26 protein-coding genes and 1 tRNA gene are annotated in these 24,694 nt (G+C 71.3%); 13 read left to right on the forward strand and 14 right to left on the reverse strand.

Annotation, left to right across the window (positions count from 1 at the left end; all coding sequences use genetic code 11):
• Window positions 1-92 precede the first annotated feature (92 nt).
• The 7 genes from ACWGKJ_RS16585 to ACWGKJ_RS16615 form a co-directional block, all read right to left on the reverse strand.
• Window positions 93-1,748 carry a PucR family transcriptional regulator gene (locus tag ACWGKJ_RS16585; protein WP_385029357.1) on the reverse strand — a complete coding sequence of 552 codons (1,656 nt, stop codon included), beginning with the start codon at window positions 1,746-1,748 and terminating at the stop codon, window positions 93-95.
• 76 nt (window positions 1,749-1,824) lie between these two features.
• Window positions 1,825-2,931: an o-succinylbenzoate synthase gene (gene menC / locus ACWGKJ_RS16590; protein WP_385029354.1), complete on the reverse strand. Its 1,107-nt coding sequence runs from the start codon at window positions 2,929-2,931 to the stop codon at window positions 1,825-1,827.
• The gene (locus tag ACWGKJ_RS16595; protein WP_385029351.1) at window positions 2,928-3,824 is read right to left on the reverse strand and encodes a GNAT family N-acetyltransferase; all 897 of its coding nucleotides are present in this window, start codon (window positions 3,822-3,824) and stop codon (window positions 2,928-2,930) included. The genes menC and ACWGKJ_RS16595 overlap by 4 nt, the downstream gene beginning before the upstream one ends.
• 85 nt (window positions 3,825-3,909) lie before the next feature.
• On the reverse strand, window positions 3,910-5,022 hold the full coding sequence (locus tag ACWGKJ_RS16600) for a M20 family metallopeptidase (RefSeq protein WP_385029348.1): 1,113 nt from the start codon (window positions 5,020-5,022) through the stop codon (window positions 3,910-3,912).
• The gene (locus ACWGKJ_RS16605) at window positions 5,019-6,494 is read right to left on the reverse strand and encodes an amidohydrolase family protein (RefSeq protein WP_385029344.1); all 1,476 of its coding nucleotides are present in this window, start codon (window positions 6,492-6,494) and stop codon (window positions 5,019-5,021) included. Before ACWGKJ_RS16605 ends, ACWGKJ_RS16600 begins: the two co-directional genes overlap by 4 nt.
• Before the next feature lie 786 nt (window positions 6,495-7,280).
• The gene (locus tag ACWGKJ_RS16610) at window positions 7,281-7,442 is read right to left on the reverse strand and encodes a hypothetical protein (protein WP_385027071.1); all 162 of its coding nucleotides are present in this window, start codon (window positions 7,440-7,442) and stop codon (window positions 7,281-7,283) included.
• Window positions 7,439-7,855, reverse strand: a complete 417-nt coding sequence (locus ACWGKJ_RS16615; RefSeq protein WP_385027074.1) for an ATP-binding protein — start codon at window positions 7,853-7,855, stop codon at window positions 7,439-7,441. Before ACWGKJ_RS16615 ends, ACWGKJ_RS16610 begins: the two co-directional genes overlap by 4 nt.
• A 151-nt stretch (window positions 7,856-8,006) precedes the next feature.
• Here ACWGKJ_RS16615 and ACWGKJ_RS16620 point away from each other — a divergent pair, with 151 nt between their 5' ends.
• The gene (locus ACWGKJ_RS16620) at window positions 8,007-9,257 is read left to right on the forward strand and encodes a helix-turn-helix domain-containing protein (protein WP_385027077.1); all 1,251 of its coding nucleotides are present in this window, start codon (window positions 8,007-8,009) and stop codon (window positions 9,255-9,257) included.
• A gap of 18 nt (window positions 9,258-9,275) precedes the next feature.
• Here the strand turns inward: ACWGKJ_RS16620 and ACWGKJ_RS16625 are convergent, their stop codons facing one another.
• The gene (locus tag ACWGKJ_RS16625) at window positions 9,276-9,719 is read right to left on the reverse strand and encodes a hypothetical protein (protein WP_385027080.1); all 444 of its coding nucleotides are present in this window, start codon (window positions 9,717-9,719) and stop codon (window positions 9,276-9,278) included.
• 114 nt (window positions 9,720-9,833) lie between these two features.
• Window positions 9,834-10,364: a hypothetical protein gene (locus ACWGKJ_RS16630; RefSeq protein WP_385027083.1), complete on the reverse strand. Its 531-nt coding sequence runs from the start codon at window positions 10,362-10,364 to the stop codon at window positions 9,834-9,836.
• On the opposite strand from ACWGKJ_RS16630, the gene ACWGKJ_RS16635 reads away from it, so the two are divergent.
• Window positions 10,359-10,838, forward strand: coding sequence for a tyrosine-type recombinase/integrase (locus ACWGKJ_RS16635; protein ID WP_385027086.1), 480 nt, complete (start codon window positions 10,359-10,361; stop codon window positions 10,836-10,838). The two genes, ACWGKJ_RS16630 and ACWGKJ_RS16635, sit on opposite strands and share 6 nt — an antisense overlap.
• Before the next feature lie 96 nt (window positions 10,839-10,934).
• Here the strand turns inward: ACWGKJ_RS16635 and ACWGKJ_RS16640 are convergent.
• Window positions 10,935-11,008 (reverse strand) — tRNA-Pro (locus tag ACWGKJ_RS16640).
• Between the two features lie 113 nt (window positions 11,009-11,121).
• On the opposite strand from ACWGKJ_RS16640, the gene ACWGKJ_RS16645 reads away from it, so the two are divergent.
• From ACWGKJ_RS16645 to ACWGKJ_RS16665, 5 genes are all read left to right on the forward strand, one after another.
• Window positions 11,122-11,622, forward strand: coding sequence for a DUF309 domain-containing protein (locus tag ACWGKJ_RS16645; protein ID WP_385027088.1), 501 nt, complete (start codon window positions 11,122-11,124; stop codon window positions 11,620-11,622).
• A 197-nt stretch (window positions 11,623-11,819) separates the two neighbouring features.
• Window positions 11,820-12,596 (forward strand): precorrin-6A synthase (deacetylating), encoded by a 777-nt coding sequence (gene cobF / locus ACWGKJ_RS16650; RefSeq protein ID WP_385027091.1) that lies wholly within the window; start codon window positions 11,820-11,822, stop codon window positions 12,594-12,596.
• Between the two features lie 242 nt (window positions 12,597-12,838).
• The gene (locus tag ACWGKJ_RS16655; RefSeq protein ID WP_385027094.1) at window positions 12,839-14,860 is read left to right on the forward strand and encodes an oxidoreductase; all 2,022 of its coding nucleotides are present in this window, start codon (window positions 12,839-12,841) and stop codon (window positions 14,858-14,860) included.
• 74 nt (window positions 14,861-14,934) lie between these two features.
• On the forward strand, window positions 14,935-15,465 hold the full coding sequence (locus tag ACWGKJ_RS16660; RefSeq protein ID WP_385027097.1) for a PadR family transcriptional regulator: 531 nt from the start codon (window positions 14,935-14,937) through the stop codon (window positions 15,463-15,465).
• Between the two features lie 113 nt (window positions 15,466-15,578).
• On the forward strand, window positions 15,579-16,541 hold the full coding sequence (locus ACWGKJ_RS16665) for a DUF2510 domain-containing protein (protein ID WP_385027100.1): 963 nt from the start codon (window positions 15,579-15,581) through the stop codon (window positions 16,539-16,541).
• Between the two features lie 75 nt (window positions 16,542-16,616).
• Here the strand turns inward: ACWGKJ_RS16665 and ACWGKJ_RS16670 are convergent, their stop codons facing one another.
• Both ACWGKJ_RS16670 and ACWGKJ_RS16675 read right to left on the reverse strand, forming a co-directional pair.
• Window positions 16,617-16,931 carry a hypothetical protein gene (locus tag ACWGKJ_RS16670; RefSeq protein ID WP_385027103.1) on the reverse strand — a complete coding sequence of 105 codons (315 nt, stop codon included), beginning with the start codon at window positions 16,929-16,931 and terminating at the stop codon, window positions 16,617-16,619.
• A 51-nt stretch (window positions 16,932-16,982) separates the two neighbouring features.
• A complete protein-coding gene (locus tag ACWGKJ_RS16675; protein ID WP_385027106.1) occupies window positions 16,983-17,903 on the reverse strand; it encodes an NADP-dependent oxidoreductase in 921 nt (306 codons plus the stop codon).
• Window positions 17,904-17,986: 83 nt separating this feature from the next.
• On the opposite strand from ACWGKJ_RS16675, the gene ACWGKJ_RS16680 reads away from it, so the two are divergent.
• A complete protein-coding gene (locus ACWGKJ_RS16680; RefSeq protein ID WP_385027109.1) occupies window positions 17,987-18,577 on the forward strand; it encodes a TetR/AcrR family transcriptional regulator in 591 nt (196 codons plus the stop codon).
• Between the two features lie 40 nt (window positions 18,578-18,617).
• Here ACWGKJ_RS16680 and ACWGKJ_RS16685 read toward each other — a convergent pair whose 3' ends face one another.
• Window positions 18,618-19,802, reverse strand: a complete 1,185-nt coding sequence (locus ACWGKJ_RS16685) for a winged helix DNA-binding domain-containing protein (RefSeq protein WP_385027190.1) — start codon at window positions 19,800-19,802, stop codon at window positions 18,618-18,620.
• 177 nt (window positions 19,803-19,979) lie between these two features.
• On the opposite strand from ACWGKJ_RS16685, the gene ACWGKJ_RS16690 reads away from it, so the two are divergent.
• From ACWGKJ_RS16690 to ACWGKJ_RS16710, 5 genes are all read left to right on the forward strand, one after another.
• Window positions 19,980-20,498 (forward strand): GNAT family N-acetyltransferase, encoded by a 519-nt coding sequence (locus tag ACWGKJ_RS16690; RefSeq protein WP_385027112.1) that lies wholly within the window; start codon window positions 19,980-19,982, stop codon window positions 20,496-20,498.
• 184 nt (window positions 20,499-20,682) lie between these two features.
• Window positions 20,683-21,618 (forward strand): glycosyltransferase family 39 protein, encoded by a 936-nt coding sequence (locus tag ACWGKJ_RS16695; RefSeq protein WP_385027115.1) that lies wholly within the window; start codon window positions 20,683-20,685, stop codon window positions 21,616-21,618.
• A 105-nt stretch (window positions 21,619-21,723) separates the two neighbouring features.
• Entirely contained in the window at window positions 21,724-22,281 is a 558-nt protein-coding gene (locus ACWGKJ_RS16700; protein WP_385027118.1) for a hypothetical protein, read from the forward strand.
• 75 nt (window positions 22,282-22,356) lie between these two features.
• Window positions 22,357-23,010, forward strand: coding sequence for a GNAT family N-acetyltransferase (locus ACWGKJ_RS16705; RefSeq protein ID WP_385027121.1), 654 nt, complete (start codon window positions 22,357-22,359; stop codon window positions 23,008-23,010).
• A gap of 37 nt (window positions 23,011-23,047) precedes the next feature.
• The gene (locus tag ACWGKJ_RS16710; protein ID WP_385027124.1) at window positions 23,048-23,707 is read left to right on the forward strand and encodes a GNAT family N-acetyltransferase; all 660 of its coding nucleotides are present in this window, start codon (window positions 23,048-23,050) and stop codon (window positions 23,705-23,707) included.
• Here ACWGKJ_RS16710 and ACWGKJ_RS16715 read toward each other — a convergent pair.
• A complete protein-coding gene (locus tag ACWGKJ_RS16715) occupies window positions 23,689-24,588 on the reverse strand; it encodes a sulfite exporter TauE/SafE family protein (protein ID WP_385027127.1) in 900 nt (299 codons plus the stop codon). The two genes, ACWGKJ_RS16710 and ACWGKJ_RS16715, sit on opposite strands and share 19 nt — an antisense overlap.
• Window positions 24,589-24,694: the final 106 nt, after the last annotated feature.

The raw sequence follows: 24,694 nt of genomic DNA on the forward strand, positions 1-24,694 counted from the left end.
CAGGTGACGCAGCGGGTTCGTGGAGTTCCACGAACCTTCAGGTGGTGTTCGGGCGGTGGGGACGAACGTCGTGTCGTTGCGATGTCCGGCTGCTACGAGCGGTGGTGGGCGGGGTGGAGCCGGAGTTGCAGCATCGCCGCGAACCGCTCGCCGGGGTCGTCGAGGTTGATCTCACCGACCTCCGCGACCCGTCGCAGCCGGTACCGGAAAGTGTTGGGGTGCACGTAGGCCGCGGCGGACGCGGCGGCCACGTCACCGAAGGCGTCCAGCCAGCACGAGAGTGTGTGGACGAGCTGCGACTGGTGGCGGGCGTCGTAGTCGAGCAGGCGGGCGACGGGCCCGGTCGCCACGTCCCCGCGCGCGGCGGCCAGATCGGCGAGGTCCAGCATGAGTGCGTCGACGTGGACCTCCTCCGCCGTGGCCACGCGCCGGGCGCCCCCGTGGGCGAGCAGCACTCTCAGTGCCCGGTCCGCGCCGTCTCGCGAGCGGCTGAGCACGGAGCCGTCGGGAGCGGGCGGGCCGATGCCGATCGCCGCGTCCACGCGCTGCCCGGTGCGTTCGAGGAAGGTCGACGCGACGCGGACCGCCCGCTCCCGGCAGTCCGCCTGGCTCCCCGGCATCGGCACGATGCCGTAGGCCACGTCGCCCACCAGTGCCACGGCCGAGTGCGCCTGGACCGCACTCAGGTGCATGGCCAGCGCGTCCGCGACCCGCTGGCGGTCCGCGACCCGGCGCAGACCGTCCTCCGTCGACGGTTCGGCGTCCGAACCGCCGAACAGCCCCAGGGCCAGAACGATCGCGGGCTGTCCCACGAGCCCGAGCCGCGCAATCGCCTCCGGTGCTCCGTTGCCGCCTTCGAGTGCGGTGCTCACCAGGTCGGCCCGAAGTCGGCGTTCGACGTCGGCGCCCGCGCGCAGACGCAGCAGGTGGAGTGCGACCAGCTTGCCGGCGTCGATCAGGGCCTGCGTCCGCTCCTTGGACAAGGGCCCGGGCACGGCCGCCCAGATCGAGCCGAGGATCTCGTCGCCGGCCCGTACCGCGAGCGCCACCCGGGGCACGGTCATCGACTCGTCGTGGAGCGGATCGACGTAGACGGGCGCATGGCGTCGATGAAGTCGCTCGAAGACGCCGTTGCGCGCCAGGCCGAGGGTGAACCGTTCCGGGACCTGGCGCCCCAGGATCGTCTCCACGCGGGACTGGTCCGCCTCGTCCTGGCGGCCGGAGAAGGCGAGCACCCGTGAGCTGCGGTCCTCGATGGTGACCGGCGCGTCCAGCAGCGCGGCCACGGCGTTGGCCAGCGCGAACAGGTCGCCCGACGGCATGCCGCCCAACGTCTGCGGCGAGATGTCGCCGATGTCTCCCTCGACAAGCAGGGTGCGGAGCATCGCGGCGACCTGCGCCCAGGAGGCTCCGCGGGTGAGTCCGAGCAGGGCGACGCCGGACTCGTCGGCGGCCCGCCGGATCTCCACGGTCGCGGTGAACGGTGACCGGACGACGAGCGCTGCCGCGCCCTTGCTGCCGAGGTCGTACAGGAGGCGGACCACGTCGTCCGGTTCGTGGACGCCCACACCCAGGACGACTGCCCGCGCCGGGAACTGCGCCTCGTCGAGCGGGTCGTGGATGACTACGCCGCTCAGTTGCCGGCGCGTACTCCCGCCGCCGGCGATCGACTCCAGCAGCACGTCCCCGAGGTCGTCGAGAACGCGCGCCAGGCTTGTGTGTGGCTTGCCGGACGTCGGTGTCAGCACCGCCCAAAGGTAACTCCGGACGCACCGGAACCTGTTGGTCCGATCCGACCGGATTTCACAGCGAATTCGTCGCGTGCTACGAACCGAGCCACACCTTCGAGGTCGTGACCTCCGCCAGCAGGTCGGGAATCGGCGTGACACCGAGGCCCGGCCCCTGGGGCACCGGCAGGTGTCCGTCCTTCAGGACGAAAGGTTCGGTGATGTCGGTCCGGTAGAACCGGTCCGACGCCGAGGTGTCTCCTGGCAGGGTGAACCCGGGCAGCGAGGCGAGCGCGACGTTGGCCGCCCGGCCGAGCCCGGTCTCGATCATGCCACCGCACCACACGGGGATCCCGTGGGCGGCGCAGACATCGTGCACCCGCCGCGCCTCCAGGTACCCGCCGACCCGGCCGGGCTTGATGTTCACGATGCGACAGGCGCCGAGCGTGATCGCGTCGGCAGCGGACCGGGCGGACACGATCGACTCGTCGAGGCAGACCGGCGTGCGGATCCGACGGGCCAGCTCGGCGTGGCCCAGGAGGTCCTCCTCGTCCAGGGGCTGCTCGATGAGGAGGAGCTCGAAGGGATCCAGACGGGCGAGCTGGGACACGTCGGACAGCGTGTACGCCGTGTTGGCGTCGACCTGCAGCAGCACGTCGTCGCCGAAACGCTCCCTCACCGCTCGCACCGGCTCGACGTCCCAACCGGGTTCGATCTTCAGCTTGATCCGCACATAGCCGGCGTCGAGATAGCCGCCCACCGCATCGAGGAGTTGGGGGACGGAGTCCATGATGCCGACCGAGACCCCGCACGGAACGGAGTCCCGTGCGGACCCGAGCGCGGCGGCGAAGGACAGGTCGTGTGCTCGCAGTTCGGCGTCGAGCACGGCCATTTCGAGCGCGGCCTTCGCCATCCGGTGCCCCTTGAACCTGGCCAGAAGGGGCGCGACCCGGCTCGCGGTGCCCTCGCCCGCCTCCATCAGGGCCGGGACCAGGAAGTTCCGCAGCACGTGTTCGGCACCGTCGACGTACTCCGAGGAGTAGAGCGGCCCTCCCATGGTGACGCACTCGCCCCAGCCCTCGCCGTTCGGCGTCACGACGCGCACGAGGAGCAGTTCCCGTACGTTCTGCGTACCGAACGACGTTCGGAACGGTGCCACCAACGGCATCTGCACACGCAGAAGTTCCACACCACTGGGCTTCATGACGACTTCTCCCTTGAGACCACGTACCAGCCGGCACGATCGAATCCGATGACCCTGGCTTCCTCCGCCATCAGGCCTCCCAACACCTCCCGCAGCGCCACGCGCCATGCCTGGCCCTGACCCGGGTCCATGCGCCGGAGTGCCTCGATGTCCGGCGGCACACCGACCAGGACGACCGGCCCGTCGGCCACTGCGGTCAACGGGCCCCCGTCAGGTGCGACGGACAGGGCAGCTGCCGCACCGTGCTCCCGCAGCGCGGCGGCATCGACCCGGGCGGGCTCACCGAGCGAGGCGGCGGAGGCCGCCGGGCCTGACAGGTCCCAACGGACCATCAGCCGGTCGGTGTCACCACCGCCGTTGATGCCGTCGCGCATCGGCCCGTAGAAGTCGGGCAGGTAGCGCGCCGGACCGGCGCCGAGCTTGGCCAGGTTGAAATGCGCGTTCCGCCGGACCAGGGGATCGAACGTCCAGGTGATCAGCGAGACGTGCTGGCGCAACGCCCAGGCGCGCTGGTGCAGTTTGAGGGCGAACCCGATTCCCCGGCCGAGGCCTCGCGGCGCGACCCCGGCGATGTGACTGTGCAGGCTCGCCTTGGCCGGGCTGCCGAAGAAGCCGAGGCAGGCTCCCAGGAGCTCGTCCCCTTCATACGCCCCCGCGACATAGTTCCCCGCGGCGGCCATCGCCCGCAGCAGCTCGGTCGTCACCGGTTGGGCGGCAGCGCCCGGCTGCCAGATCGAGGCGAAGAGCCGGCAGACCTCGGTCAGGTCGGACACCTCGGTCAGGTCCCGGATATCCACATGTGAGGCGGCGGCCGCAGCGGTCGCGGCGGCCAGCGCGGCCACGCTCACGGCCGGGGAAACCAGAGCTGCCTCAGGTGTCACAAGGTCGGTCACGGGACTGTCCTTTCCGGGCTTGCCCGGCGGGCCACGGTGGTGGCGCGCCAGGGTTGTCCGCCGCGTTCGTCGTGGCGCACGGAGCTCATTTCGCCAACACAGCGTCGATCAGAGCCGTCAGCAGGGCGGTGCGCCGCGGCAGTTCGGCGACGACGACGTGTTCGTCGTCCGCGTGCGCGCCGCCGCCCACGGCGCCGAGGCCGTCGAGGGTGGGAACCCCAAGGCCTGCGGTGAAGTTTCCGTCCGAGGCACCGCCGACAGCGGCGGCGGTGAGGTTTCCGAGGCCGAGTTCGCCGGCGAGCGTCGCGGCGAGGTCGAACAGCCCCGAGGACGCGTCCGCCTGCAGCGGCGGGCGGTTGATGCCACCCGAGATCCGGATCCGAGAGCCGTCGAGTACGGGCCTCAGGTCCCGCACGGCCTGATCGACCCGCCGCTGTTCCGCTTCGTCCCACACACGTACGTCGACCGCCACACCGGCACGCGCGGGAACGGTGTTGGTCGTGGTACCGGCGGACAGGGCCGTCGGTACGACGGTCGTACCCCGTTCGGCGTCGGCGAGTCCGGCGACGGCGAGGATCTGGTGCGCCACCTCCACTCCGGCGTTCACACCCTTCTCCGGTTCGAGCCCGGCGTGCGCAGCCCGGCCGTCCACGTCGATCCGGTACAGGGAGACGCCCTTACGGCGGCACTTGAGCGCTCCGCCGTCGGCCGACGCCTCCAGCACGAAGACCGCTTCGCAGCCGCGAGCCTCATCCTCGATCAGGCACCGCGACGACGGGGAGCCGATCTCCTCGTCGCCGGTGACGAGGACCGAAAGACCCGAGCGGTTCCCGGCGGCCGCGGCGGCGTGCAGCGCCATCACGACGCCCGCCTTCATGTCGAAGCAGCCCGGCCCGCGCAGCACTCCGTCCAGGACGGAGTACGGGTGCGTCTCCAGCGATCCGGTGGGCCACACGGTGTCGTGGTGCCCGAGCAGCAGCACACGCGGCGCCTCGCCGAAGCGCCACTTCAGATGCGTACACCCGTCGATCACCACGCGGTCCGGTTCCGCGTCCAGCAGCCTGCGCCCCAGCGCCGCCACGACGTCTGCGCTGCGGGCGACGGCTTCATGATCGGAGGACGGCGACTCGCACCGCACCAGGGTCTCGATGTCGGCGAGGAGCGCCTCCACCGTCACTTCGCAACGCGTCGCCGTCATCGCGGCTCACCTCGCAGCGGCTGTCCGGCGAGCGCGTCGACTTGAAGCTCCCCCGCACTGACCACCGGAACACCACCGACGAACAGGTGCCGCACGCCCACGGACGGCCGCGTGGAGTCGAAGTAGGTCGCGCAATCGGTGATCGTCACCGGGTCGAGGACGACGATGTCGGCGTCCGCGCCGACGCCGAGGTGTCCCTTCCCCCGCGCGCCCGGCGCCACCTCGTCGAGGACGCGCGCCGGCAGGTGGGCACAGCGCCGGAACGCTTCCGGCCAGTCCCAGGCGCCGCTCTCCCGCACCATCACGCGCAGCGTCTTGGTGAACGTTCCCGCGGTGCGTGGGTGCGTCGTTCCCCCGGGCGGCAGCGGCCACTCGGTGCTGTCGTTGCTGCCGTCGGGCCAGTAGACCGGCATCGCGTCACTGGCCACGATCGCGTCCGGGAAGGCCAACGACTGTTGCAGCATGGCGAGATCGCGCGGGTTGCCCTCGTCGAGGAACTCCAGAATGCAGGGCGCGCCGGGGTCAGCGTTGCGCAACTGCCGCAGGCGCCCCTCGTCGGCGATGCGTTCGCCCGATTCGAGCATCACGACGCTCGACGGGGACAGGCCCTTCATCCGCAGGCGTTCGGCGTCGAGGAAGGCCGCGCCGATCGCGGTGCTGCCCGCCCCGTAGGGGTAGGCCTCGACCGTCACCCGGGATCCCGACCGCCGTGAGCCGTCCAACGCGCCGAGTACCCGGTCGATGTGGTGGCCCGACGTGCTGTTGACGTGGCAGTGGTGCATCGCGGCGCCGGTCTCGGCCGCGGCGATGACGATCTCATCGGAGCCGTCCGCCGGAGTGCCGGGATCCACCTCGACCAGCTCACGGACGTGGGTGTACGTCGGCACACCGGCCTTCGCGGCGAGCCGGGCGACGGCGAGGAACTCGGCCGGATCACTGTGCGGCGCGTACCCGAGGAGGACTCCGATACCGAGCGCTCCGGCGGCCAGCTCACCTTCGATCACGGCCAGCCACTCCGCGAGTTCACGTTCGGTGGAGGAGCGCTGCCATGCCGGGTTTCCCAGGACCGCCAGGCCGCTCCCGATCTGTGCGTCCGGCTGGATGCCGGCGAGCACCTGGGCCCGGGCACCACCCCACGAGGCGGAAAAGCCGTAGTGCAGCGGCCGTCCGTCCGCAGCGGCCTCGGCGTACGCGCGCCCGATGGGCATGAGGCCCGACTCCAGGTCGAGGGCCGTCGTCACACCGTCCATGGCCTGCAGCCGCTGACCCGCGATGGAGTGCACGTGGCTGTGCAGGTCGACGAACCCCGGACCGACGACCAATCCCGAGACGTCGACGACCTCGCATCCCGGTGGCGCGTCGAGCCCCGCGGCCAGAGCTCTGACCACGCCGTCGGACACGAGGACGTCGGCGATGCCGTCGAACCCTGTTCCCGGATCAATGACACGACCGCCACGCAAAAGTGTCTGCACGCTTTCGTCTCCTTGTCGAGGACGCACTGGAGCACCTGCTGGTCTCCAGTGCGACCCTAGGAGGGGGATCAGGCACCGCTGTTGGTCCATGCCGACGAATCCATGGCCGCCTGTTCATACGCGCCGACGAACCCGGCCCGGAGCACCGCGAATCCCGGGTCGCACGTGAACGCCCACTGCCGTCCGGCCGCCGCTTCCGTGAGGTGGCCGCGGAGCAGCGCACGCGTGGGCAGACAGGCGGCAACCGGCCGGCAGAAGCTCTACAAGCAGGCCGAGGCGTTCGTGGCCGCCTCCTCAAAGCCAGTACTGAGGCTGGGGAGATGTCGTCCTCTTCGCCGCGAGTACCGCCGCCCGAATCGGAGAAATCTCCGGGTGCCGCGTCGCAGACATCGACACCAGTCAGTGCATCTGGACAGTACGGCGTCGGACCATACCCGCACCTGGCGGACTGACCGACAAGGGCACCAAGGCCGAACGCGTCCGGACTGTGCGGCAGGACCCCCTGGTCCCCAGAAATGATCGAGGGGCGGTTCCGGATTCCTCCGAAACCGCCCCTCACCTGCGACTCCATAGAGTCGGGACGACAGGATTGAACCTGCGACCCCTTGACCCCCAGTGAACGAAACACCGTCCACAGGGGTCTGTGCGTTCCGGGGAGTGCGCAAACGTCCAGGTCAGGGCCAGCTTTTCCGGCTCGTTCCACGGAGTGCGTGAGATCTGCGTGAGACGGCGAAGCCCCGGCTCGGTGGAGTTCACCGGCCGGGGCTTCGCCACGCCTGGGGGCGGTCAGTTCTGCTCGTCACCCTCGGCCTGTGCGCCGACGGCGGGCGGCTCGGGTTCAGCCGGGGCCGTAGTGATCCGCAGGCATCCGTCCGTGCCGAACAGCTCGATCAACTGCGACAGATGGGCGCGCGCCGCGCTGCGGCCGGGTGTCTCTCCCGTGGTCACCCGCGCCCCTCCAGGTCCGCCCACACGATCTTGCCCCAGCGCCGCTCATCCGTGCCCCAGTCGGCGGCCAGCGCCGCCACGAGGCGCAGACCACGCCCGCCTTCTTCACTGTCGTCGGCTTCGCGCTGCACCGGCCGCGCCCGGGAGAGATCCGCGACGCCGACACGTACCCGCGCAGCGCCGGGACGGTCGATGACGACCCGGATGGACTCCCGCCGGGCGTGCTGCACGGCGTTGGCCACCAGCTCCGAGACGATCAGCGCCCCATCCTCGGCCAATGCGTCCAGCCCCCAGACGGCACAGGCGGTACGAAGCAGGCGCCGCGCGGTGGCTGCGCTCTCGGGCTGCCTCGGCAGGGTCTCGCTGTACCCGGGGTGTCCGATCTGACGGGCCCGGGTTGTAGGTTGCGGCATGTCGGTCTGCTTCCTTCAGATCGGCCAGCCCCGGGGCCGTTCGCGCGGTCGCCGGGGCGCTTCGCGTTCAGGTAACCGGGGTGCGTGATCATGCGGAGGAGCCAACCAGGGGGCCAGGGAGGGGCCACACTAGATATGGAAGGGGGCCACCATGAGCGACACCACCGAGCGACGCCGCGAGTTCGGCGCCTACCTCGCCGGTCTACGGCGCCACTCCGGCCGCTCGCAGCGGCAGTTCGCCGCCGTGCTGTGCGCCGTGTCCGGCGCCCAGTCGATCACGCGGAACGAGGTCTCCCGGTGGGAGCGCGGGGAGCGCATCCCGGACGTGTGGCTCCCCACCTTCGCCCAGGTACTCGGTGTGCCGCTGCGCGAGCTGGAGCAGGCCGCCGCGTACGCCCGGGGGGATGCTCAGGCCACCCTTCCCGGGGTCGCGGCCACCCTCGCGGACCTGCTGCCCGACGGGGGCGCTCTGGAGCCCCTGGCGACCCCCCGTGGCCGTCGGATCGGCGCCACCACCGTGGACGGCCTGGCGGCACGCGTCCACGGCCTCCGGCTCGCGGACGATGTGCTGTCCGGCGGTGACCTGATCGCCCCTGCCTTCCGTGAGCTGCGCGCCGCCGTCCGCCTGTACCGCGAGTCCGAGCACTCCGAGGAGACGGGGCGCGGCCTGCTCGTGCAGATTGGGGAGTTGGGCCAGATCGCCGGATGGATCGCCTCCGACGCCGGTCGGGGTGAGGACGCGGAGCACGCCTACCGACTCGGTCTCTCGGCCGCCCGACAGGCCGGGGACGCGCCGCTGGTGGCACAGCTCGCGGGCAGCCTCGCCTACCACCTGACGAACAGCGGCCGGGAACGGGAGGGCCTGGAACTGGCGAAGGCAGCGATCTCCGAGGCCGGGCCGGACGCTCCGGCCACAACCCGCGCCCTGTTCCTGGACCGCGTGGCGTGGGCGCATACGCGTGCCGGACAGGCTCAACCGGCCCTGCGGGCGCTCGGGGAGGCCCACGCCGTCCTGGACGCCACGGGCGGCCCTCCCGCGCCGACGTGGGCCTACTGGGTGAACCGCGAGGAGCTGGAGATCATGGACGCCCGGGTGTTCACCGAGCTGCGTCGCCCACTGCGCGCGGTGCCGCTGCTCCAGGACGTGCTGGGACGCTACGACGCCACCCACGCCCGGGAAGTCGCGCTGTATCGCTCATGGCTGGCCGTGGCGCTGGCCGACGCCAACGAGCCCGAGCAGGCCGCCGAAGAGGCCCGCCGCGTCATCGACACGTCCGGCGATCTCTCCTCGGAGCGCACGGCGGAGCGGGCCCGGACGGTCCTGCACCGGCTGAAGGAGTACGAGGACGTGCCCGAGGCGCGCGAAGTGCTCACCGACTACGGGCATCTGCTGCTCGCCTGATCGCAGCGGTCGCCCTCCTTACCGGTCCGCGTACAGCCCACGGAGATGATGACTCAACCGGTCCTGAAGGGCGTCAAGCGCCGTCCGGGCTGCTTCAGCGTTCTGGTGCGCGCCCAGCCACTCATGCACGCTGGTGGCCAGCTCCCGGTTTTCGAGTCGGGCTATGAGCGCGTGCAGGTGCAGTGCTGATTGCGTGGCTGCTGCTCTGAATTCGGGACTCAGCGTGCGCCCTCGTGCGGGGACGTTGGCCGCCATGACGCCTTCGAGCGCCTGTTGAATCTCCATGATGGTTTCCCGCTGAAGCGTCACCCGCTCCGCCGCCAGCCGCTCCTTCGCCTCTTCCTTGGCCAGCAGCCGGTCACGCCGGAGCGTGCGACCGTCGGAGAGCTTCTGTCCGAGCAGCGTGCCGAGACTTCCCAGAATCACGCCGACCAGGGGCGCGATCGTTTTCCACCATTCCATCGGGGGATCGTAACCAGGGCCCGCAACGTCGGACTCTGGTTCGGTAGTAGCAGGCCGGCTGACCGTTTACACCCTAGGAAGCCGCAGCTCACACGAGCTGCGGCTTCCTGGCGTTCAGGCGGTGGGCAACTCCGGCCGCCCCTCGGCGGCCATGCCGCGCAGGAGACCGAGCATCACCTTTGGGACGCGGGCGCGCTGCGCGACCGTCAGCTCCAGGGCGTCCAGCGCCCGGTTCATCGCCTCGTACATGATCTTCGTCTGGACCTCGGCCAGCGTCACCAAACGCTCTTCCACGCCCATGCGGGCCGCGAGGTCGCACATCTTCAGCAGCCGGTCCCGTTCCTCTCCGTATAACCGCACCCAGCCGTTCACGGCCGCGCTGTACGTGGTGTCCACGCCGGGGAACTCCCCTCCCTGGCGCTCCACTTCGGAGGTCATGCCCCACACCAGGGCTTCGGCCTCGGTCTCCTGCACCCGCTCCAGCAGCCACGCCACGTGGCCGGACGCCTGCCGGATGAGCCGGGAGACGACGACCGCCGGATCTTCCTGCGAGCCGTCCACGTCCCCGTAGGTGCGCAGGAACTCGGCCGTGGCCTCCCTGCGCTGCGCGGCGGTCCGCACCTGTGGTGCTGCGCCACCGTGCATCGGGCACACGGTCGCCCCGGTGACCGCCATGCCGCGACACCGGCCGCCGGACCGCGTACGCGCCGTGCAGCGGCCGTCCTCGAGGCCGGGAAGCGCACGCTGCCCCTGCCGAAGCCGGTCCTGCGGGCGCTGAAGGCGTTCCGCGCCGCGCAGGCAGCGGAGAAGCTGGCCACCGGGGAGGCGTACGAGGACAGCGGGTACGTCCTCGTGGACGACCTCGGTCGGCCGTGGAAGACGGACAAGCTCCGGCGTGAGGCGCACAAGCTGATGGCCACCACGGGTGTACGGAAGGTGCGGTTGTACGACGCGCGGCACGCCTGCCTGTCGTGGATGGCGAACAACGGGGTGCCGGACACGGTGGTCTCCGCGTGGGCCGGTCACTCGGACCTCGGGGTCACGAAGCGAACCTACGTGCACTCCGACCCGCAGCCGCTCAAGGCGGGTTCGGAGAAGCTGGCCGAACTGCTCGGCTGACCTTGATCAACAGCGTTTGTGAGAAATTGTGAGACGGCGGCCCTGGAAACGATCAAGAGGGGCCCCGAAGGACCCCTCTGACCTTGTACTTCACCGTCGGGACGACAGGATTTGAACCTGCGACCCCTTGACCCCCAGTCAAGTGCGCTACCAAGCTGCGCCACGTCCCGATGCCTGGCTGACCTGGGGTTTCCCCCGGCCTGACCTGCATGAGAACCATACCCCACTCCGGCCACCGGACCGACTCCGCCATGAGGGGCGGCAACAGGGGCACAATCACCGGATGGACGAGAAGAGCGACGGCTCACGCGACACCCCCAGGGATCGCGACGCGGAGGGCCGGGCACGCAATGCCCGGCCCCGGGACGGGCTCGGGCGGCCGCTTCCGTACGGGGCCGAAGGGGTGGAGCGGCAGCCGGAGGGAGTGGCACGCACCCCTGCGGAGACTCTGCGGGAGGCCCAGCGGCTGCTCGACGCCGGGATGCCCTTCCACGCGCACGAGGTGTTCGAGGATGCCTGGAAGGCGGGGCCCGAGTCGGAGCGCGCCCTGTGGCGGGGGCTGGCACAGCTGGCCGTGGGGCTGACGCACGCCGCACGCGGCAACACCACGGGCGGCGCGCGTCTGCTGCTCAGGGGTGCGGGCGGACTCGCCGCGTACCCGGAGCCCAGGCCGTACGGGATCGACACCCGCGGGCTGACGGCCTGGGCCGAGCAACTCGCGGGCGGGCTCGTGGGACCGGTCGACGCGAAAGCCTCGGCCCCGCGCCTGACGACCGCTGCTTGAACAGGTCCGACCTGTGCTTGGACAGGTCTCCGGCCACGCCGGGACGCGGCCATCCGTCTTCCGCCTCCAGGGCCGCATTCGGTCGGCGGCCGACCGTGGCCCGGTGACGGCCCGGCCGCGTGAACCCGGAGCGACCCGGGGCCGGTGGACAACCCGGCGGAGGCCCGGGCCCCGTGGTCATGCGTCAGACTCGGTGGGTGAGAAAGATCTATGTGATCGGCATCGGCGCGGGTGACCCCGACCATCTGACGATTCAAGCGGTGAAGGCCCTCAACAAGACGGATGTCTTCTTCCTTCTCGACAAGGGCGCGGAGAAGTCCGATCTGATCCGGCTGCGCCACACCATCCTGCAGCAGCACATCGAGCCCGGCCGCGGATACCGGCTCGTCGAGGCGCGGGATCCCGACCGGGACCGTACGGCCGGCGGCTCCGGGTACGCGGCGGCCGTCGACGACTGGCGGCGGGCCCGCGCCCGTATCTACGAGCGCATGCTCAGGGAGGACCTGGGCGAGGACGAGTGCGGCGCCTTCCTGGTGTGGGGCGATCCGGCGCTGTACGACTCCACGCTCGCCGTGCTCGAAGAGGTCCTGGAACGCGGGGCCGTGGCCTTCGAGTACGAGGTGACCCCGGGCATCAGCAGCGTGTCGGCGCTGGCTGCCCGGCATCGCACGGGGCTGAACCGGGTCGGGCGTCCGGTGCAGATCACCACCGGACGCCGGCTCGCCGAAGGCTGGCCCCCCGGGGTGGACGACGTCGTCGTCATGCTCGACGCGGAGCAGGCATTCCGTCATTACGTCGCGGAGGATCCGCTGATCCACTGGGGCGCCTATCTGGGCACTGAGGACGAGATCCTGGTCTCCGGTCGGCTGTCGGAGGTCGCCGGGCGGATCGAGGAACTGCGGTCCGATGCGCGGGCCCGGAAGGGCTGGATCATGGACACCTATCTGCTGCGCAGGGACCGTCGACAGGACTGAACGGGCCGGGATACGGAACGACGTACGGCCGGGACGCGGACCTGCGGATGGCCCCGGGGTACGGACCGGACCAGGAGACCGAACGGCCCCCGGACCGGGACGGCGTACAGGCTCACCCGGCCACCGCCACCGGCCCGCCCACCCGGCGCCGAGAGTGACGCAGCCCATTATGCAACTTGTTGCACAAATAAGTGCGGCTGGTCTAGAAAGAGCTGACCACCACTGCGCACCGGAGGCGCCGGATGAGCCCGTACCCCCACCTGCTGAGCCCCCTCGACCTCGGCTTCACGACGCTGCCCAACCGCGTCCTGATGGGATCGATGCACCTCGGGCTGGAAGAGGCGCCCGACGGCTTCGAGCGGCTGGCCGCGTTCTACGCGGCGCGCGCACAAGCCGGGGCCGGGCTCATCGTGACGGGCGGCATCGCCCCCAACGAGCAGGGGCGGACACGGGACGGCTCCGCCAAGCTGACCAATGCGGCGGAGGCCGCACAGCATGCGGTCGTGACCGCCGCCGTCCACCGGGCGGGCGGCCGGATCGCGATGCAGATCCTGCACTCCGGCCGGTACGCCCACCACCCCGGCGGGGTGGCGCCGAGCGCGGTCCAGGCACCGATCAGCCCCTTCACACCGCACGCCCTCACGGACGACGAGGTCGAGCGGACTGTCGAGGACTTCGTACGGGCGGCCGGACTTGCTCGTGACGCGGGGTACGACGGTGTCGAGATCATGGGCTCCGAGGGCTATCTGATCAACGAGTTCATCACGGCGCGCACCAACCACCGCGAGGACCGCTGGGGCGGATCGTACGAGAACCGTGTCCGCTTCCCCCTGGAGATCGTGCGCCGGGTGCGCGAACGGGTCGGGCCCGACTTCATCCTGATCTACCGGCTCTCCATGCTCGACCTGGTCCCCGGCGGCTCCTCGCAGGAGGAAGTGGTCGCGCTCGCCCGGCAGATCGAGGCGGCCGGCGCGACCCTCATCAACACCGGTATCGGCTGGCACGAGGCCCGGATCCCGACCATCGTGACCTCGGTGCCGCGCGGTGCGTACACCTGGGTGACGAAGAAGGTCATGGACGCGGTCACGATTCCCGTGATCACCAGCAACCGGATCAACACCCCTGAGCTGGCGGAGGAGTTGCTGGCCGGCGGCGGTGCGGACATGGTGTCGCTCGCCCGTCCCTTCCTGGCCGATCCGGAGTTCGTCGCGAAGGCCGGGCAGGGCCGCTCCGAGACCATCAACACCTGCATCGGCTGCAACCAGGCCTGTCTCGACCACACCTTCAGCGGTCTGGTCACCTCCTGCCTGGTCAATCCCCGGGCCTGCCGGGAGACCGAACTGGTCCTGTCACCGACCCGTCACCGCAAGCGCATCGGTGTGGTCGGCGCGGGCCCCGCCGGCCTCGCCTTCGCCGTGTCGGCCGCCGAGCGCGGCCATACGGTGGTGCTCTTCGACGCCGCGGACGAGATCGGCGGACAGCTGAACGTGGCGCGGCGGGTACCGGGCAAGGAGGAGTTCGACGAGACCCTGCGCTACTTCCGTGTCCAGCTCGGCATGCACGGTGTCGACGTCCGGCTGAAGACCCTGGTCACGGCGGAGATGCTCACGGCGGAGGGTTTCGACGAGATCGTGCTCGCCACCGGAGTCGTCCCGCGCACCCCCGACATCCCCGGCCTCGACCACCCCAGCGTGGTCAGCTATCTGGACGTCCTGCGGGACGGCGCGCAGGTGGGGCAGCGCGTCGCGGTCATCGGAGCCGGCGGCATCGGCTTCGACGTGGCGGAGTTCCTCACCGACAGCGGCGATTCGGCGAGCCAGGATCCGGCGGTCTTCTTCCGGCAGTGGGGCGTCGACACGGAGCACCGCACACCCGGCGGCCTGTGCGCCCCGGTCCGGCCCACCGCACCGCGGACCGTGCATCTGCTCCAGCGCAGGACCGGCAAGGTCGGCGCGGGGCTCGGGAAGACGACGGGGTGGATCCACCGTACGGAGCTCAAGCACCGTGGCGTCACCACGGTCGCGGGCGCGACGTACGAGCGGATCGACGACGAGGGCCTGCACATCACGGTCGACGGAGCCCGTCAGGTGATCCCGGTCGACACCGTCGTCCTGTGCACCGGTCAGGAACCGCGCCGGGAGCTGTACGAGGCGCTGCGCGCCGCCGGGCACCCGGTGCGGGTGATCGGAGGCGCCGACGTGGCAGCCGAGCTGGACGCCAAGCGGGCCGTGCGGCAGGGGACCGAGCTCGCCGCGCGGGTCTGAGCCACCGCATCGCGACACCACCCGGCCGGCCCGCGGCAGCACCCGCCCCGCCGGGACCTCCTTAGGATGCCCGCATGTCCCTCCCGCACGCGATCCTCACCGCCCTGCTCGAAAAGCCGTCGTCGGGTCTTGAACTGACCCGGCGTTTCGACAGGTCGATCGGTTACTTCTGGTCGGCGACGCATCAGCAGATCTACCGCGAGCTGGGCAAGCTGGAGAAGTCCGGTCTGATCCGGCCACTCCCCCAGCAGCCCTCTCGTGGGCGCAAGCGTGAGTACGAGGTGCTGCCCGAGGGGCGTGCGGAGCTGACGGCCTGGGTCGCGGCCCAGGAGGATCCCAGGCCGTCACGCAATCCCCTGCTGCTGCGGCTGCGGGCGGCCGCCGTGGTCGGAACAGCGGGCCTCGGAGCGGAACTGAGCCGTCATCTGCGCCTGCACGAACAGCAGTTGGCGGAATATCTGGCCATCGAGGAGCGTGACTTCGCGCGCCCCGGCCTGTCCGCCGACGACCGCCTCCAGCATCTGGTGCTCCGGGGCGGCATCGATCTGGAGAAGTACTGGATCGCATGGCTCACCGAGGCGCTGGCGGAGATCCCCGGCCGTTGAGATCCGGCCGGCCCGGCATTCCGCGCAGCCCGTGCAGCCCTCGCATGGCACGCATCGGGGCCCCCTGGTCCCGATTCATGTGATTTTCACGGAGCCCGGCTACGGTGGCGGCTGTGACCCAGATGAGCCCGCCCGGCTGGCACCGAGACCCCGGGTATACAGGAATAGGCCCTGTCCAGGAACGCTGGTGGGACGGCGCCCAGTGGACCGACCAGCTGCGTGTGCCGCCTGCCGACACCCGGCGGCGCCGGTTGCGGATCGGCGCCGCGGTCACGGCGGCCGTGGTGGTCCTGGCGGCCGTCGGAGGCGGCATCTATCTGCTGACGAACGGATCGGACTCCGGGCACACACCGGACGCGGCCACCGCACCGTCCGGCGCACCCAGCCGCCCCGGCATGCCGGGCGGCAGCGGCGGAAGCGGCCAGAACGGCGGCGGCAGCGAAGGGAACGGCGGAAACCAGGACGGTGGTGGCCAGGGCGGCGGAGACCAGGACCCCGGGCAGCAGGCACCGCCGACCGAGGACGGTTACGCCACCGACGCGGCCAGCGGGATCAGCATCCCCGTACCCAAGGGCTGGACCGGCCAGTCGGGGACCGTCGGCGCGGGCGTGACCATCGGCAAGTACACCTGCCCGGACGGTAAGGACACGGACGGCAAGCCCGCCCAGTGCGTACGCGGCGGGGTGTTCTCCGAACCCGCGATCGCCCTGAAGATATCGGCGACCGACCCGAAGACCGTGGCGAAGAAGGACATCGCGGGCAACGCCAAGGAGTCGTACGGGGAGACCTCTTCGGGGATCACCTCGCACCAGCTGCTGAAGTCCGAGGCGGTGACCGTGGCCGGGCAGCAGGGCTATCTGGTGCGCTGGAAGGTAGTGACGAAGAAGGGTGACGACGGATATGTCCAGTCGCTCGCCTTCCCGTCCCCGCAGGCCGACGGCGAGCTGATCGTCGTCCGCTCCGGCTTCGACGTCAACGCCAAGGCTCCCGCGCTCTCGGTGATGGACGAGATCACCAAGGGCATCAAGGAAGCGTCCACTTCGGGTTCGGGAACCGGCTCGGGCCAGGGCGCCTGACCCCGGACACGGTGCGGTGCGCCGCCGCGTGCGGGGTACGGGGTCAGGGCGCGCCGCACGCGGCGGGGCGCGGGGTCAGGGCAGTACGAGCCAGTCCGCGGCGACGGCGGCCACCAGACCCACGCACAGCAGCCAGCTGGCAATCCTGGTACGGCCGCTGCGGCTGAGTTCGATGACCACACCGCAGAGGATCAGCGCCATCCCGTAGTCGGCCACCACCAGCAGGGACGACCTGCTGGTGAGCCGCTCCGCGAGCACCAGCGCGACCGCGGCCATCATGACGGACGCCACCGCTATCCGTATCCGCCGGGCTTGACGGGGCGTCATGCCCGGCCTCCCTGGCTCGGTCGGATCCGTGTCCACCGCTTCGCTCTGGTCAGGAGTGCTCATGAGCGGGAATCGTAACGGAGGGCGCGGTCTACGACCCCACCCCGTGCCGGTTCACAGGGCTATCACGATTTTGCCGTGCACGTGCCTCTCGGCCTGCGTCGTCACGGCTTCGCGGATCCGCTCGACCGGGAAGGTCGCCGCGATTGGCACCGTGATCTCGCCGGCATGAATCGCGTCGGCGATCCGCTCCATGGTGCCCGGGCCCGCGTCGAGGGCGCCCGCCGTGCGCACACCGGGCGGCGGGGCGGGGCCATCGGCCACGACGGAGATCCTCTCGGGTGCCACGCCTAGCTTGAGCGCGGTCTCGGCCGCCTCCCTTCCGAACAGGTCGGTCGCGGCGGTGATCCCCTCGGGCGCCAGGGCCCGCACCCGGTCCGCCAGGCCGGGGCCGTACGTCACGGGTTCGGCGCCGAGCCCGCGCAGGAATCCGAAGGTGCGCTCGGAGGCGGTGCCGAGCACCCGGGCACCCGCGAGCTTCGCCAGCTGCACCGCGAAGATGCCCACGCCACCCGCCGCCCCGCCGATCAGGACGGTGTCCCCGGCGCGGAGTCCGATCGCGTCGAGCGCGGCGGAGGCCGTCAGGGCGGACACCGGAAGCGCGCCCGCCACCTCGTCGGCGACGCCCTCCGGGGTGGGCCACAGATCTGCGGCGGGTGTCTTGACCAGCACGAAATCGGCGACGGACCGGCCAATCGCAGCCCCGAACACCCGGTCGCCTGCAGCGAATCCCGTGGCCTCGGCGCCCACCTCGTCCACCACTCCGGCGAAGTCGCTGCCGAACCCGGCCGGCAGGGTGATGCCGAACCGCGCCGCCATGTCGGGCTGTGTGGTGATCTGCCAGTCCATCGGATTCAGCCCGGCGGCGGTGACCCGGACGCGGACCTCGTCCGGTGCGGCGTGCGGCTCGGGTATCTCCTGCAGTTCGAGCACTTCGGGACCGCCAAAACGCCGGTAACGGACAGCTTTACTCATCGGTGACCTCTCCTGGCCAGTGATGGGACTTGGTCTCATCGACCGTACACCAGTGATGGGACCAAGTCCCGTACACTGCTCCCATGGCTCGCTGGCAACCCGACGCACCAGGACGACTCGCCGCCGCCGCTCTCGACCTCTTCGAGGAGCGCGGCTACGAGGACACGACCGTCATCGAGATCGCCGAGCGTGCGGGGCTCACCAAGAGCACGTTCTTCCGGTACTTCCCGGACAAGCGCGAGGTGCTCTTCGGCGGGGGCACGGTGGCCGGTCTGCTCGTCGAAGGGATCGCATCGGCGCCGCCGGCGGCCGGGCCGCTCGACGCGGTGGCGGAGGCACTCGACGCACTCGGCCGGACGTTCTTCACCGCCGACCGCCGCGAGTTCAGCGGCCGGCGCCAGGCCGTGCTGAACGCCCATACGGAGTTGCGCGAACGCGAAGCCCTGAAAAGGATCGACCTCACCGCCTCGATGGTCGAGGCCCTCGACCGCCGCGGAGTCCCGGGCCTGACCGCGCGCGTGACCGCTCAACTGGGCGCGCTCGTCTGGGAGATCGCCTACGACCGGTGGATCGGCACCGACACCGGCGAGGGCTTCGGCGCGCTGGCACGGCAGGCGCTCGCCGCGGTACGCGCCGAAGCCGCGCGCCTGGGTCCTTCCGCACAGAACCCGTAACCGGATCCATACGGGGATCTCCCCGCCTGACCTGCCGGAACTAGCCCGCCAGTTCGTCCTCCAGCCACGTACGCCCCCGGGTGCGGGCGCTCAGCCTGACCTCGCCCAGGGGGACGGCGAGGCGCTCCGCCTCGGCACGCACCACCGCCTCGGCGTCCGAGCCGACGTCCTCCAGGAAACGGCACACGATCTCGCCGCTCCGGTCCTGTGCCCAGCCGCCGACGATACGGCCGTTCCACCACAGCGAGGGCCCGATGTTCCCGGCCCGGTCGAAAAGGCGTGAGCCGTGATCGCCCAGGAACCAGGTGCGTTCATGCCAGCCCATCGGGGTGGAGTCGAGTGCGGGCAGCAGCGCCGCCCACGGTTCGGGCGGCGCGGTCTCCTCCAGGTCATCGGGCAGGAGCAGGCCCGTCGCGCCGCTGCCGAGATCGGCCTCGACGGGATTCAGTTCCCTGAGCACCCGCTTGACCTGGGTCTTCGTCCAACCCGCCCACCACCGCAGGTCGTCCGCCGTGGCCGGACCGAAGGCCCGCAACCAGCGCCGGGCCAGTTCCTCCTCCGCGCGGTGGACATCCCACTCGGCGAGGCCGCCGGGAAACCAGTCGGTCAGCGGCGCCCAGCGGTACTGGTGCGAGGTCCAGGAGCCGCGCGGCCGGCCGCGTACCACGCGCCCCTCGGCCGCGAGCAGAAGCAGCAGCCTGCTCGCGACCTTCTGTGTGCCTTCGTAGCTCTTGCCGGCCGAGAGCACGACCGTCGTACTGAGGCGAGGGTCGTCCCCGGCGAGATCTGCGGCCGTGGCCTCGCCCCGGGCGGCGAGCGCGCGTACGGCGATGTCCTCGGTCTCGGCCAGCCACTTCCGTACGCCCGCCTCGTCGTCCGCGACCTCGGACGCGGCGAGGAACCCGAGGAGTTTGCGGCGTTCTCGCGCGGCAACCGCCTGCGAGCAGGCTGCCTGCATCACCGGAGCCACGTCGAGGGAGGTGACGAAGACGGTGCGGCGCATTCCGAGGAGCCGGATGAGGGTGCGGTCCTCGTACAGCGCGCGTTCCACGTCCTGGACCGAACCGCCGTTCGTCCGCGCCCAGATGGCGACGTACACGGAGGACGGGTCGGTGCTGTGCAGGGCGACCAGGTCCCGCGCCACCTCGACCGGACCTTCCGCGCGGGCGACGGGCGCCAACCGGTGCCGTACACCGAGCCGTGCCCGTCGTTCCGCCACGTCGATTCGTCGCACTGCCCGTCACTCCTCTGTGCCATGTGCCGCGTTGCGGGCTTCTTGCCCACGGGGTGGACAGCGTACGGACGAAGAGGGCCGACTACGTCCGCACACCGGGAGATACTGTCCGGGCCGTGTTCACGGAGGCGCCGGTCTCCACTCACCGTATCGAGGTGGCCCGACGCCATGACCCTGCGCTATTACCGAGAGAACGGCCTGCTCGTTCTGGAGACGGACCGGCTCGTCCTGCGTGAGCAGTCGCCCGCGGCGGCCGCCGTGCTCGCCGATGGCGGTACGGCGGGACTCCACTGGCTGGACGCGGCACCGGGGAGCGGGACCCAGATCGCCGGGAAGATGGTCGCGATGGCGGCCGAGGCCGGGGCGTATGTGTCCGGGTGGGGCCTGTTCGTCATCCAGCGGGCCACCGATGGAGCCGCGCTGGGCGGGATCGGGTTCCACGGGCCGCCGTCCGAGGGGACGGTGGAGATCGGCTACGACCTGACGGAGTCGGCGCGGGGCGCGGGCTGGGCCACCGACGCGGTGATCGCACTCTCCCGCTGGACGCTCCAACTCCCCCACGTACAGACCGTGCTGGCCACCACCGAGCCGGGCAACCTGCCGTCGCAGCAAGTCCTGCGCCGGGCCGGGTTCACCCGGCTCGCCGATCTGGACGGCCTCTGGGCCTACGCGCTGACGGCCGGCTGAACCGGGCGCGGGGCGGGCGTCCGGAAGCTGTCCGTCCAGGCTCCCGGGTCCGTATGGTTCGGGCGGGGCACCTGTCCGGGTCCCGGAGTCCGGCGGCCGTCGGCGCGCCGGAACCCACATCGACTCGGCCACGAGGCCCGGCACGGGGCAGGGCGCGGGACTGAGCGTCAGGGGGGATCGGGCTATGGGGGATCGGGCGGTCGGGGAAGTGCCGGAAGTACCGGCCAGGGAGGAGAGCATCCGCAAGAGCGTGCGTTCCGGGGCGGACGACGCTCCCCGGGCGGAGCCTGCGGTCGCTCCGGCCCGGTTCGACCGGCGGGTGTACGTCGTCGCGGGGCTCGTGCTCTGTGTGCTCATGGCCCTTTCGAAGCGGTACGGCTTCCAGCGGGACGAGCTGTACTTCCTGGACAGCGCCCGGCATCTCCAGACCGGCTATGTCGACCAGCCGGTCCTGGCCCCCCTGCTGGCCCGGTTCTCCCTCTCGCTGTTCGGTGTCTCGGTCGCCGGACTGAGGCTCTGGGCCGCGCTGGCGGCGGCCTGCACGGTGGTCGTCGGCGGGCTCACCGCCCGCGAGTTCGGCGGGGCACGGCGCGCGCAGCTGCTCGCGGCCGTCGGTACCGCCACCATGCCCGTCCTGCTGAGCAGTGGGCACATCGCCAACACGACCCCGTACGAGATCCTGGCGTGGGCCGCGACCGCCCTCGTGGTGGCCAGGATCGGCCGCACCGGGGACACCCGCTGGTGGCCGGTGGTGGGCGTACTCGTCGGCGTCGGGGCGGAGTTCAACCATCTCGCGGGCATCTTCGCGGTCGCGCTGCTGATCGCCGTACTGGCCGGCCGGGCGCGCCGCTCGCTCGCCAACCGCTGGCTCGCGGCGGGCGCCGTGATCGCCGTGCTCTGTGTGCTGCCCGACCTGTGGTGGCAGGCGCACCACGACTGGGCGATGTTCGCGATGACCCGGGCTCTCAACGCCGAACACGGCGGCGCCGGGAACATCGTGACCTGGATCGTGGGCCAACTCGGCATGTCCTGCCTGGCGATGGTCGTGGTCTGGGCGGCGGGGCTGAAGTTCCTGTGGCGGTCCGGCAATCCGCTGTGGCGGTCCCTGGCGACGGTCTAAGGCCTGCTGTTCGTCGTCTTCGCGGTCAACACCGGCACCCAGACCTACTACCTGGGCGGGCTGTACGTCTGTCTGCTGGCCGCCGGTGCGGTCGGCCTCGACGGGGTGCTGCACGCACAGCCCGCCCAGCGGCACCGCCTGCTGGCCGCGACCGCCGTCACGGCCGCGGTGTCGGCTCTCGTCGTGCTGCCGGTGCTGCCCCCGTCGAACGCGGCCTGGGCCTACCGGGTCAGCGCCGTGTCGGGCGAGACGATCGGCTGGCCGCAGCTGGTCGGCACGGTCGGGGGCGTGTGGAACTCACTGCCGGCCCAAGAGCGCTCCGACGCCGTCGTGTTCACGGCCGACTACAGCGAGGCCGGCGCCATCAACGAACTGGGCCGCGGCACCGGGCTGCCCAGAGCCGTGAGCAACCAGAACACCGCGTGGTGGTGGGGCCCCGGCAATCCGCGGGCCACGACCGTGGTGGCCGTCGCGCCGGGACCCCAGTACGCGCCCGACTACGCCGCCTATCTGCGGCGGTACTTCGCCCATGTCCGGGTGGCCGCTTCGCTGTCGAACCCGTACGGCGTCCACAACATCGAATGGGGCGGACACGTCTACGTCTGCACCGGGCCCCGCCGGCCCTGGGGCGCGGTGTGGACCGGGCTGCGCCACTACGAGTGACGCCCGGGGCGTCCCCCGCCCGCCTGCCCCCAATCCGCTTGTGGGAGCGCTCCCGCACACTTCATAGTGGCTGCTGTGAATCCTCAGCCCTTCGTGCGCCCCTACCGTCCCGACGACCGGCCGGCGCTCTACGAGATCTGTATACGGACCGGCGAAGAGGGCGGCGACGCACGGCACTTGTACGCCGACCACGAGCTGCTGCCGAGTGTCTTCGCCGGGCCCTACGCGGAGCTCGAACCCGGTCTCACCTTCGTGGTCGACGACGGCGGCGGGCGCGCCGTCGGATATGTACTCGGCACCGCGGACACCCCGCTGTTCGTCGAGCGGTACCGCACCGAGTGGCTGCCCCGGCTCGCCGGGCGCTACCCGGACCCGGCAGGTCCGCTGCGGACGCCGGCCGACCAGATGGCCGCGCTGCTGCACCGCCCCGAGCGCATGCTGGTGCCCGAACTGGCCGCGTACCCCGCCCATCTGCACATCGATCTGCTCCCGGGCCACCAGCGTGCCGGGTTCGGGCGCGCACTGATGACCCGCTTCATCGGCGCGCTGGCCGAGCAGGGCGTGCCCGCGGTTCATCTGGGCATGGTCACGGCGAACACCCCGGCGCGGGCGTTCTACGACGGGCTGGGGTTCCATGTGATCCCCGTGCTGGACCCGGGCCCGCTGACCTATCTCGGCCGGGGCACCGGCGACCGGGTGTCCGACCGTCCGCCTACTCTGGCGGGATGACATCCCAACCCGCCTCGCGCCGGCCGGTGACCGCCCGATGAGCACCGCCGTACGACCGTTCCACCCTTTCGACCTGCCGGGCATGTACCGGGTGTGCCTGCTGACCGGGGACTCCGGCGGCGACGCCACCACGCACTACCACGACCCCGATCTGCTGGGCCATGTGTACGCCGGCCCCTACCCGGCCGCCGATCCGGGCCTGACCTTCGTGGCGTCCGACGCGTCCGGGGTGGTCGGTTACGTGGTGGCGACCGCGGACTCCGCGGCGTACGAGAGGTGGCGGGACGAGCACTGGTACGCCCCGCTGCGGCTCCGTTACCCGGAGTCCATGGCCGACGATCCGGGGGACGGCAGCAGGGACTGGCAGCGGGTGGCGCAGCTCCACCGCACAGCGGTCAGGGAGGGCGATCCGCTGTACGAGAGCCATCCGGCCCATCTGCACATCGACATTCTGCCGCGCGGCCAGGGCGCCGGGCTCGGCCGCCGGCTGATGTCGGCCGTGCTGGACGCGCTGCGGGCGCGCGGGGTGCGGGGCCTCCACCTCGGCGTGGGCGGCGGGAATCCGGGGGCGCGCGCCTTCTATCTGGCGCTCGGTTTCACCGAGGCCGAGCGGCAGGAGTGGGGGTCGGTCATGGTGATGGACCTGCGGGACGGGGCGGATCAGCCGGCCGGGGCGGATCAGCGCAGCAGCAGCTGAGCGCCGCCCAGGACCGTCGCGCCGATCACCAGCCGCTCGAAGAGCCGCTGGTTGATCCGGTGCACACAGGCCCGTCCGATGAAGGCGCCGGGGATGACGAAGACCACCAGGACGGCGTCCAGCAGCAGCGACTTGGCGTCGATCAGGCCGAGCCCCACACTGAAGGGGACCTTGGTCGTGTTGACGATCAGGAAGAACCAGGCCGAGGTGCCGAGGAAGCCCAGTTTCCGGAAGCCCGCGGAGATCAGATAGAGCGACATGACCGGGCCTCCCGCGTTGGCGACCATGGTGGTGAACCCGCCGAGCACACCGTACGAGCGGGCCATGAACCGGCCGCGGCCCGCGTTGCTCGCCGCCGCTCCCCCGTCTGCCTCCCGGGCAGCGCCCGCTCCGGCTTCCCGGACAGCGCCCTCCTCGCCTCCCCCGTCGGCGACCGGTCCGGCTCCGCCGGCCGTCCTTCCCTCCGCTCGGACGGCGGTGGCCGCCCCGCTCCGTGCCGTCTCCGTGGAGCGCCGCCGCCACAGGGTGACGCCCGCCATCAGCAGCAGGATCGCACCGATCGAGGTCCGGACCACCGCGTCGTCGGCCCAGAACAGGAACCCGGTGCCGATCACCACCCCCACGGCCACGGCGGGGAACAGCCGCAGCAGGGTGGGCCAGTGGGCGTGTCTGCGGTAGGTGAGGACGGCGAGCACGTCCCCGGCGATCAGTACGGGCAGCAGCACCCCGGTCGACTCCCGGGCCGGGAGGACCGCCGCGAAGACCGCGAGGCTGACGGTGTTGGCACCGCTGACGGCGGTCTTGGAGAAACCGACCAGCATCGCCGCCGCGGCGAGGGCGGCCATGGCTCCGGGGTTCCCCATGATGCTCAGCGTGTCCATAGAACTGGAGATGCTATGCCACGGCCTTCGAACGGATGCTCTCCGGGTGCGTCCGTGGCTGCGGGCACAGGTAGGGGGCCGCCCGGTGGACGGCCCCCTACCTGCC

It is taken from the genome of Streptomyces sp. NPDC054757, assembly GCF_053612185.1.

What these genes read in the sequence shown, in the direction of transcription:
- menC (WP_385029354.1), bottom strand. Translation starts at nt 2,931, where the DNA reads ATGAAGCCCAGTGGTGTGGAACTTCTGCGTGTGCAGATGCCGTTGGTG.
- ACWGKJ_RS16600 (WP_385029348.1), bottom strand. Translation starts at nt 5,022, where the DNA reads ATGACGGCGACGCGTTGCGAAGTGACGGTGGAGGCGCTCCTCGCCGAC.
- ACWGKJ_RS16615 (WP_385027074.1), bottom strand. Translation starts at nt 7,855, where the DNA reads ATGCCGCAACCTACAACCCGGGCCCGTCAGATCGGACACCCCGGGTAC.
- ACWGKJ_RS16620 (WP_385027077.1), top strand. Translation starts at nt 8,007, where the DNA reads ATGAGCGACACCACCGAGCGACGCCGCGAGTTCGGCGCCTACCTCGCC.
- ACWGKJ_RS16625 (WP_385027080.1), bottom strand. Translation starts at nt 9,719, where the DNA reads ATGGAATGGTGGAAAACGATCGCGCCCCTGGTCGGCGTGATTCTGGGA.
- ACWGKJ_RS16630 (WP_385027083.1), bottom strand. Translation starts at nt 10,364, where the DNA reads ATGCACGGTGGCGCAGCACCACAGGTGCGGACCGCCGCGCAGCGCAGG.
- ACWGKJ_RS16645 (WP_385027088.1), top strand. Translation starts at nt 11,122, where the DNA reads ATGGACGAGAAGAGCGACGGCTCACGCGACACCCCCAGGGATCGCGAC.
- ACWGKJ_RS16655 (WP_385027094.1), top strand. Translation starts at nt 12,839, where the DNA reads ATGAGCCCGTACCCCCACCTGCTGAGCCCCCTCGACCTCGGCTTCACG.
- ACWGKJ_RS16660 (WP_385027097.1), top strand. Translation starts at nt 14,935, where the DNA reads ATGTCCCTCCCGCACGCGATCCTCACCGCCCTGCTCGAAAAGCCGTCG.
- ACWGKJ_RS16670 (WP_385027103.1), bottom strand. Translation starts at nt 16,931, where the DNA reads ATGAGCACTCCTGACCAGAGCGAAGCGGTGGACACGGATCCGACCGAG.
- ACWGKJ_RS16675 (WP_385027106.1), bottom strand. Translation starts at nt 17,903, where the DNA reads ATGAGTAAAGCTGTCCGTTACCGGCGTTTTGGCGGTCCCGAAGTGCTC.
- ACWGKJ_RS16680 (WP_385027109.1), top strand. Translation starts at nt 17,987, where the DNA reads ATGGCTCGCTGGCAACCCGACGCACCAGGACGACTCGCCGCCGCCGCT.
- ACWGKJ_RS16690 (WP_385027112.1), top strand. Translation starts at nt 19,980, where the DNA reads ATGACCCTGCGCTATTACCGAGAGAACGGCCTGCTCGTTCTGGAGACG.
- ACWGKJ_RS16695 (WP_385027115.1), top strand. Translation starts at nt 20,683, where the DNA reads ATGGGGGATCGGGCGGTCGGGGAAGTGCCGGAAGTACCGGCCAGGGAG.
- ACWGKJ_RS16710 (WP_385027124.1), top strand. Translation starts at nt 23,048, where the DNA reads ATGAGCACCGCCGTACGACCGTTCCACCCTTTCGACCTGCCGGGCATG.
- ACWGKJ_RS16715 (WP_385027127.1), bottom strand. Translation starts at nt 24,588, where the DNA reads ATGGACACGCTGAGCATCATGGGGAACCCCGGAGCCATGGCCGCCCTC.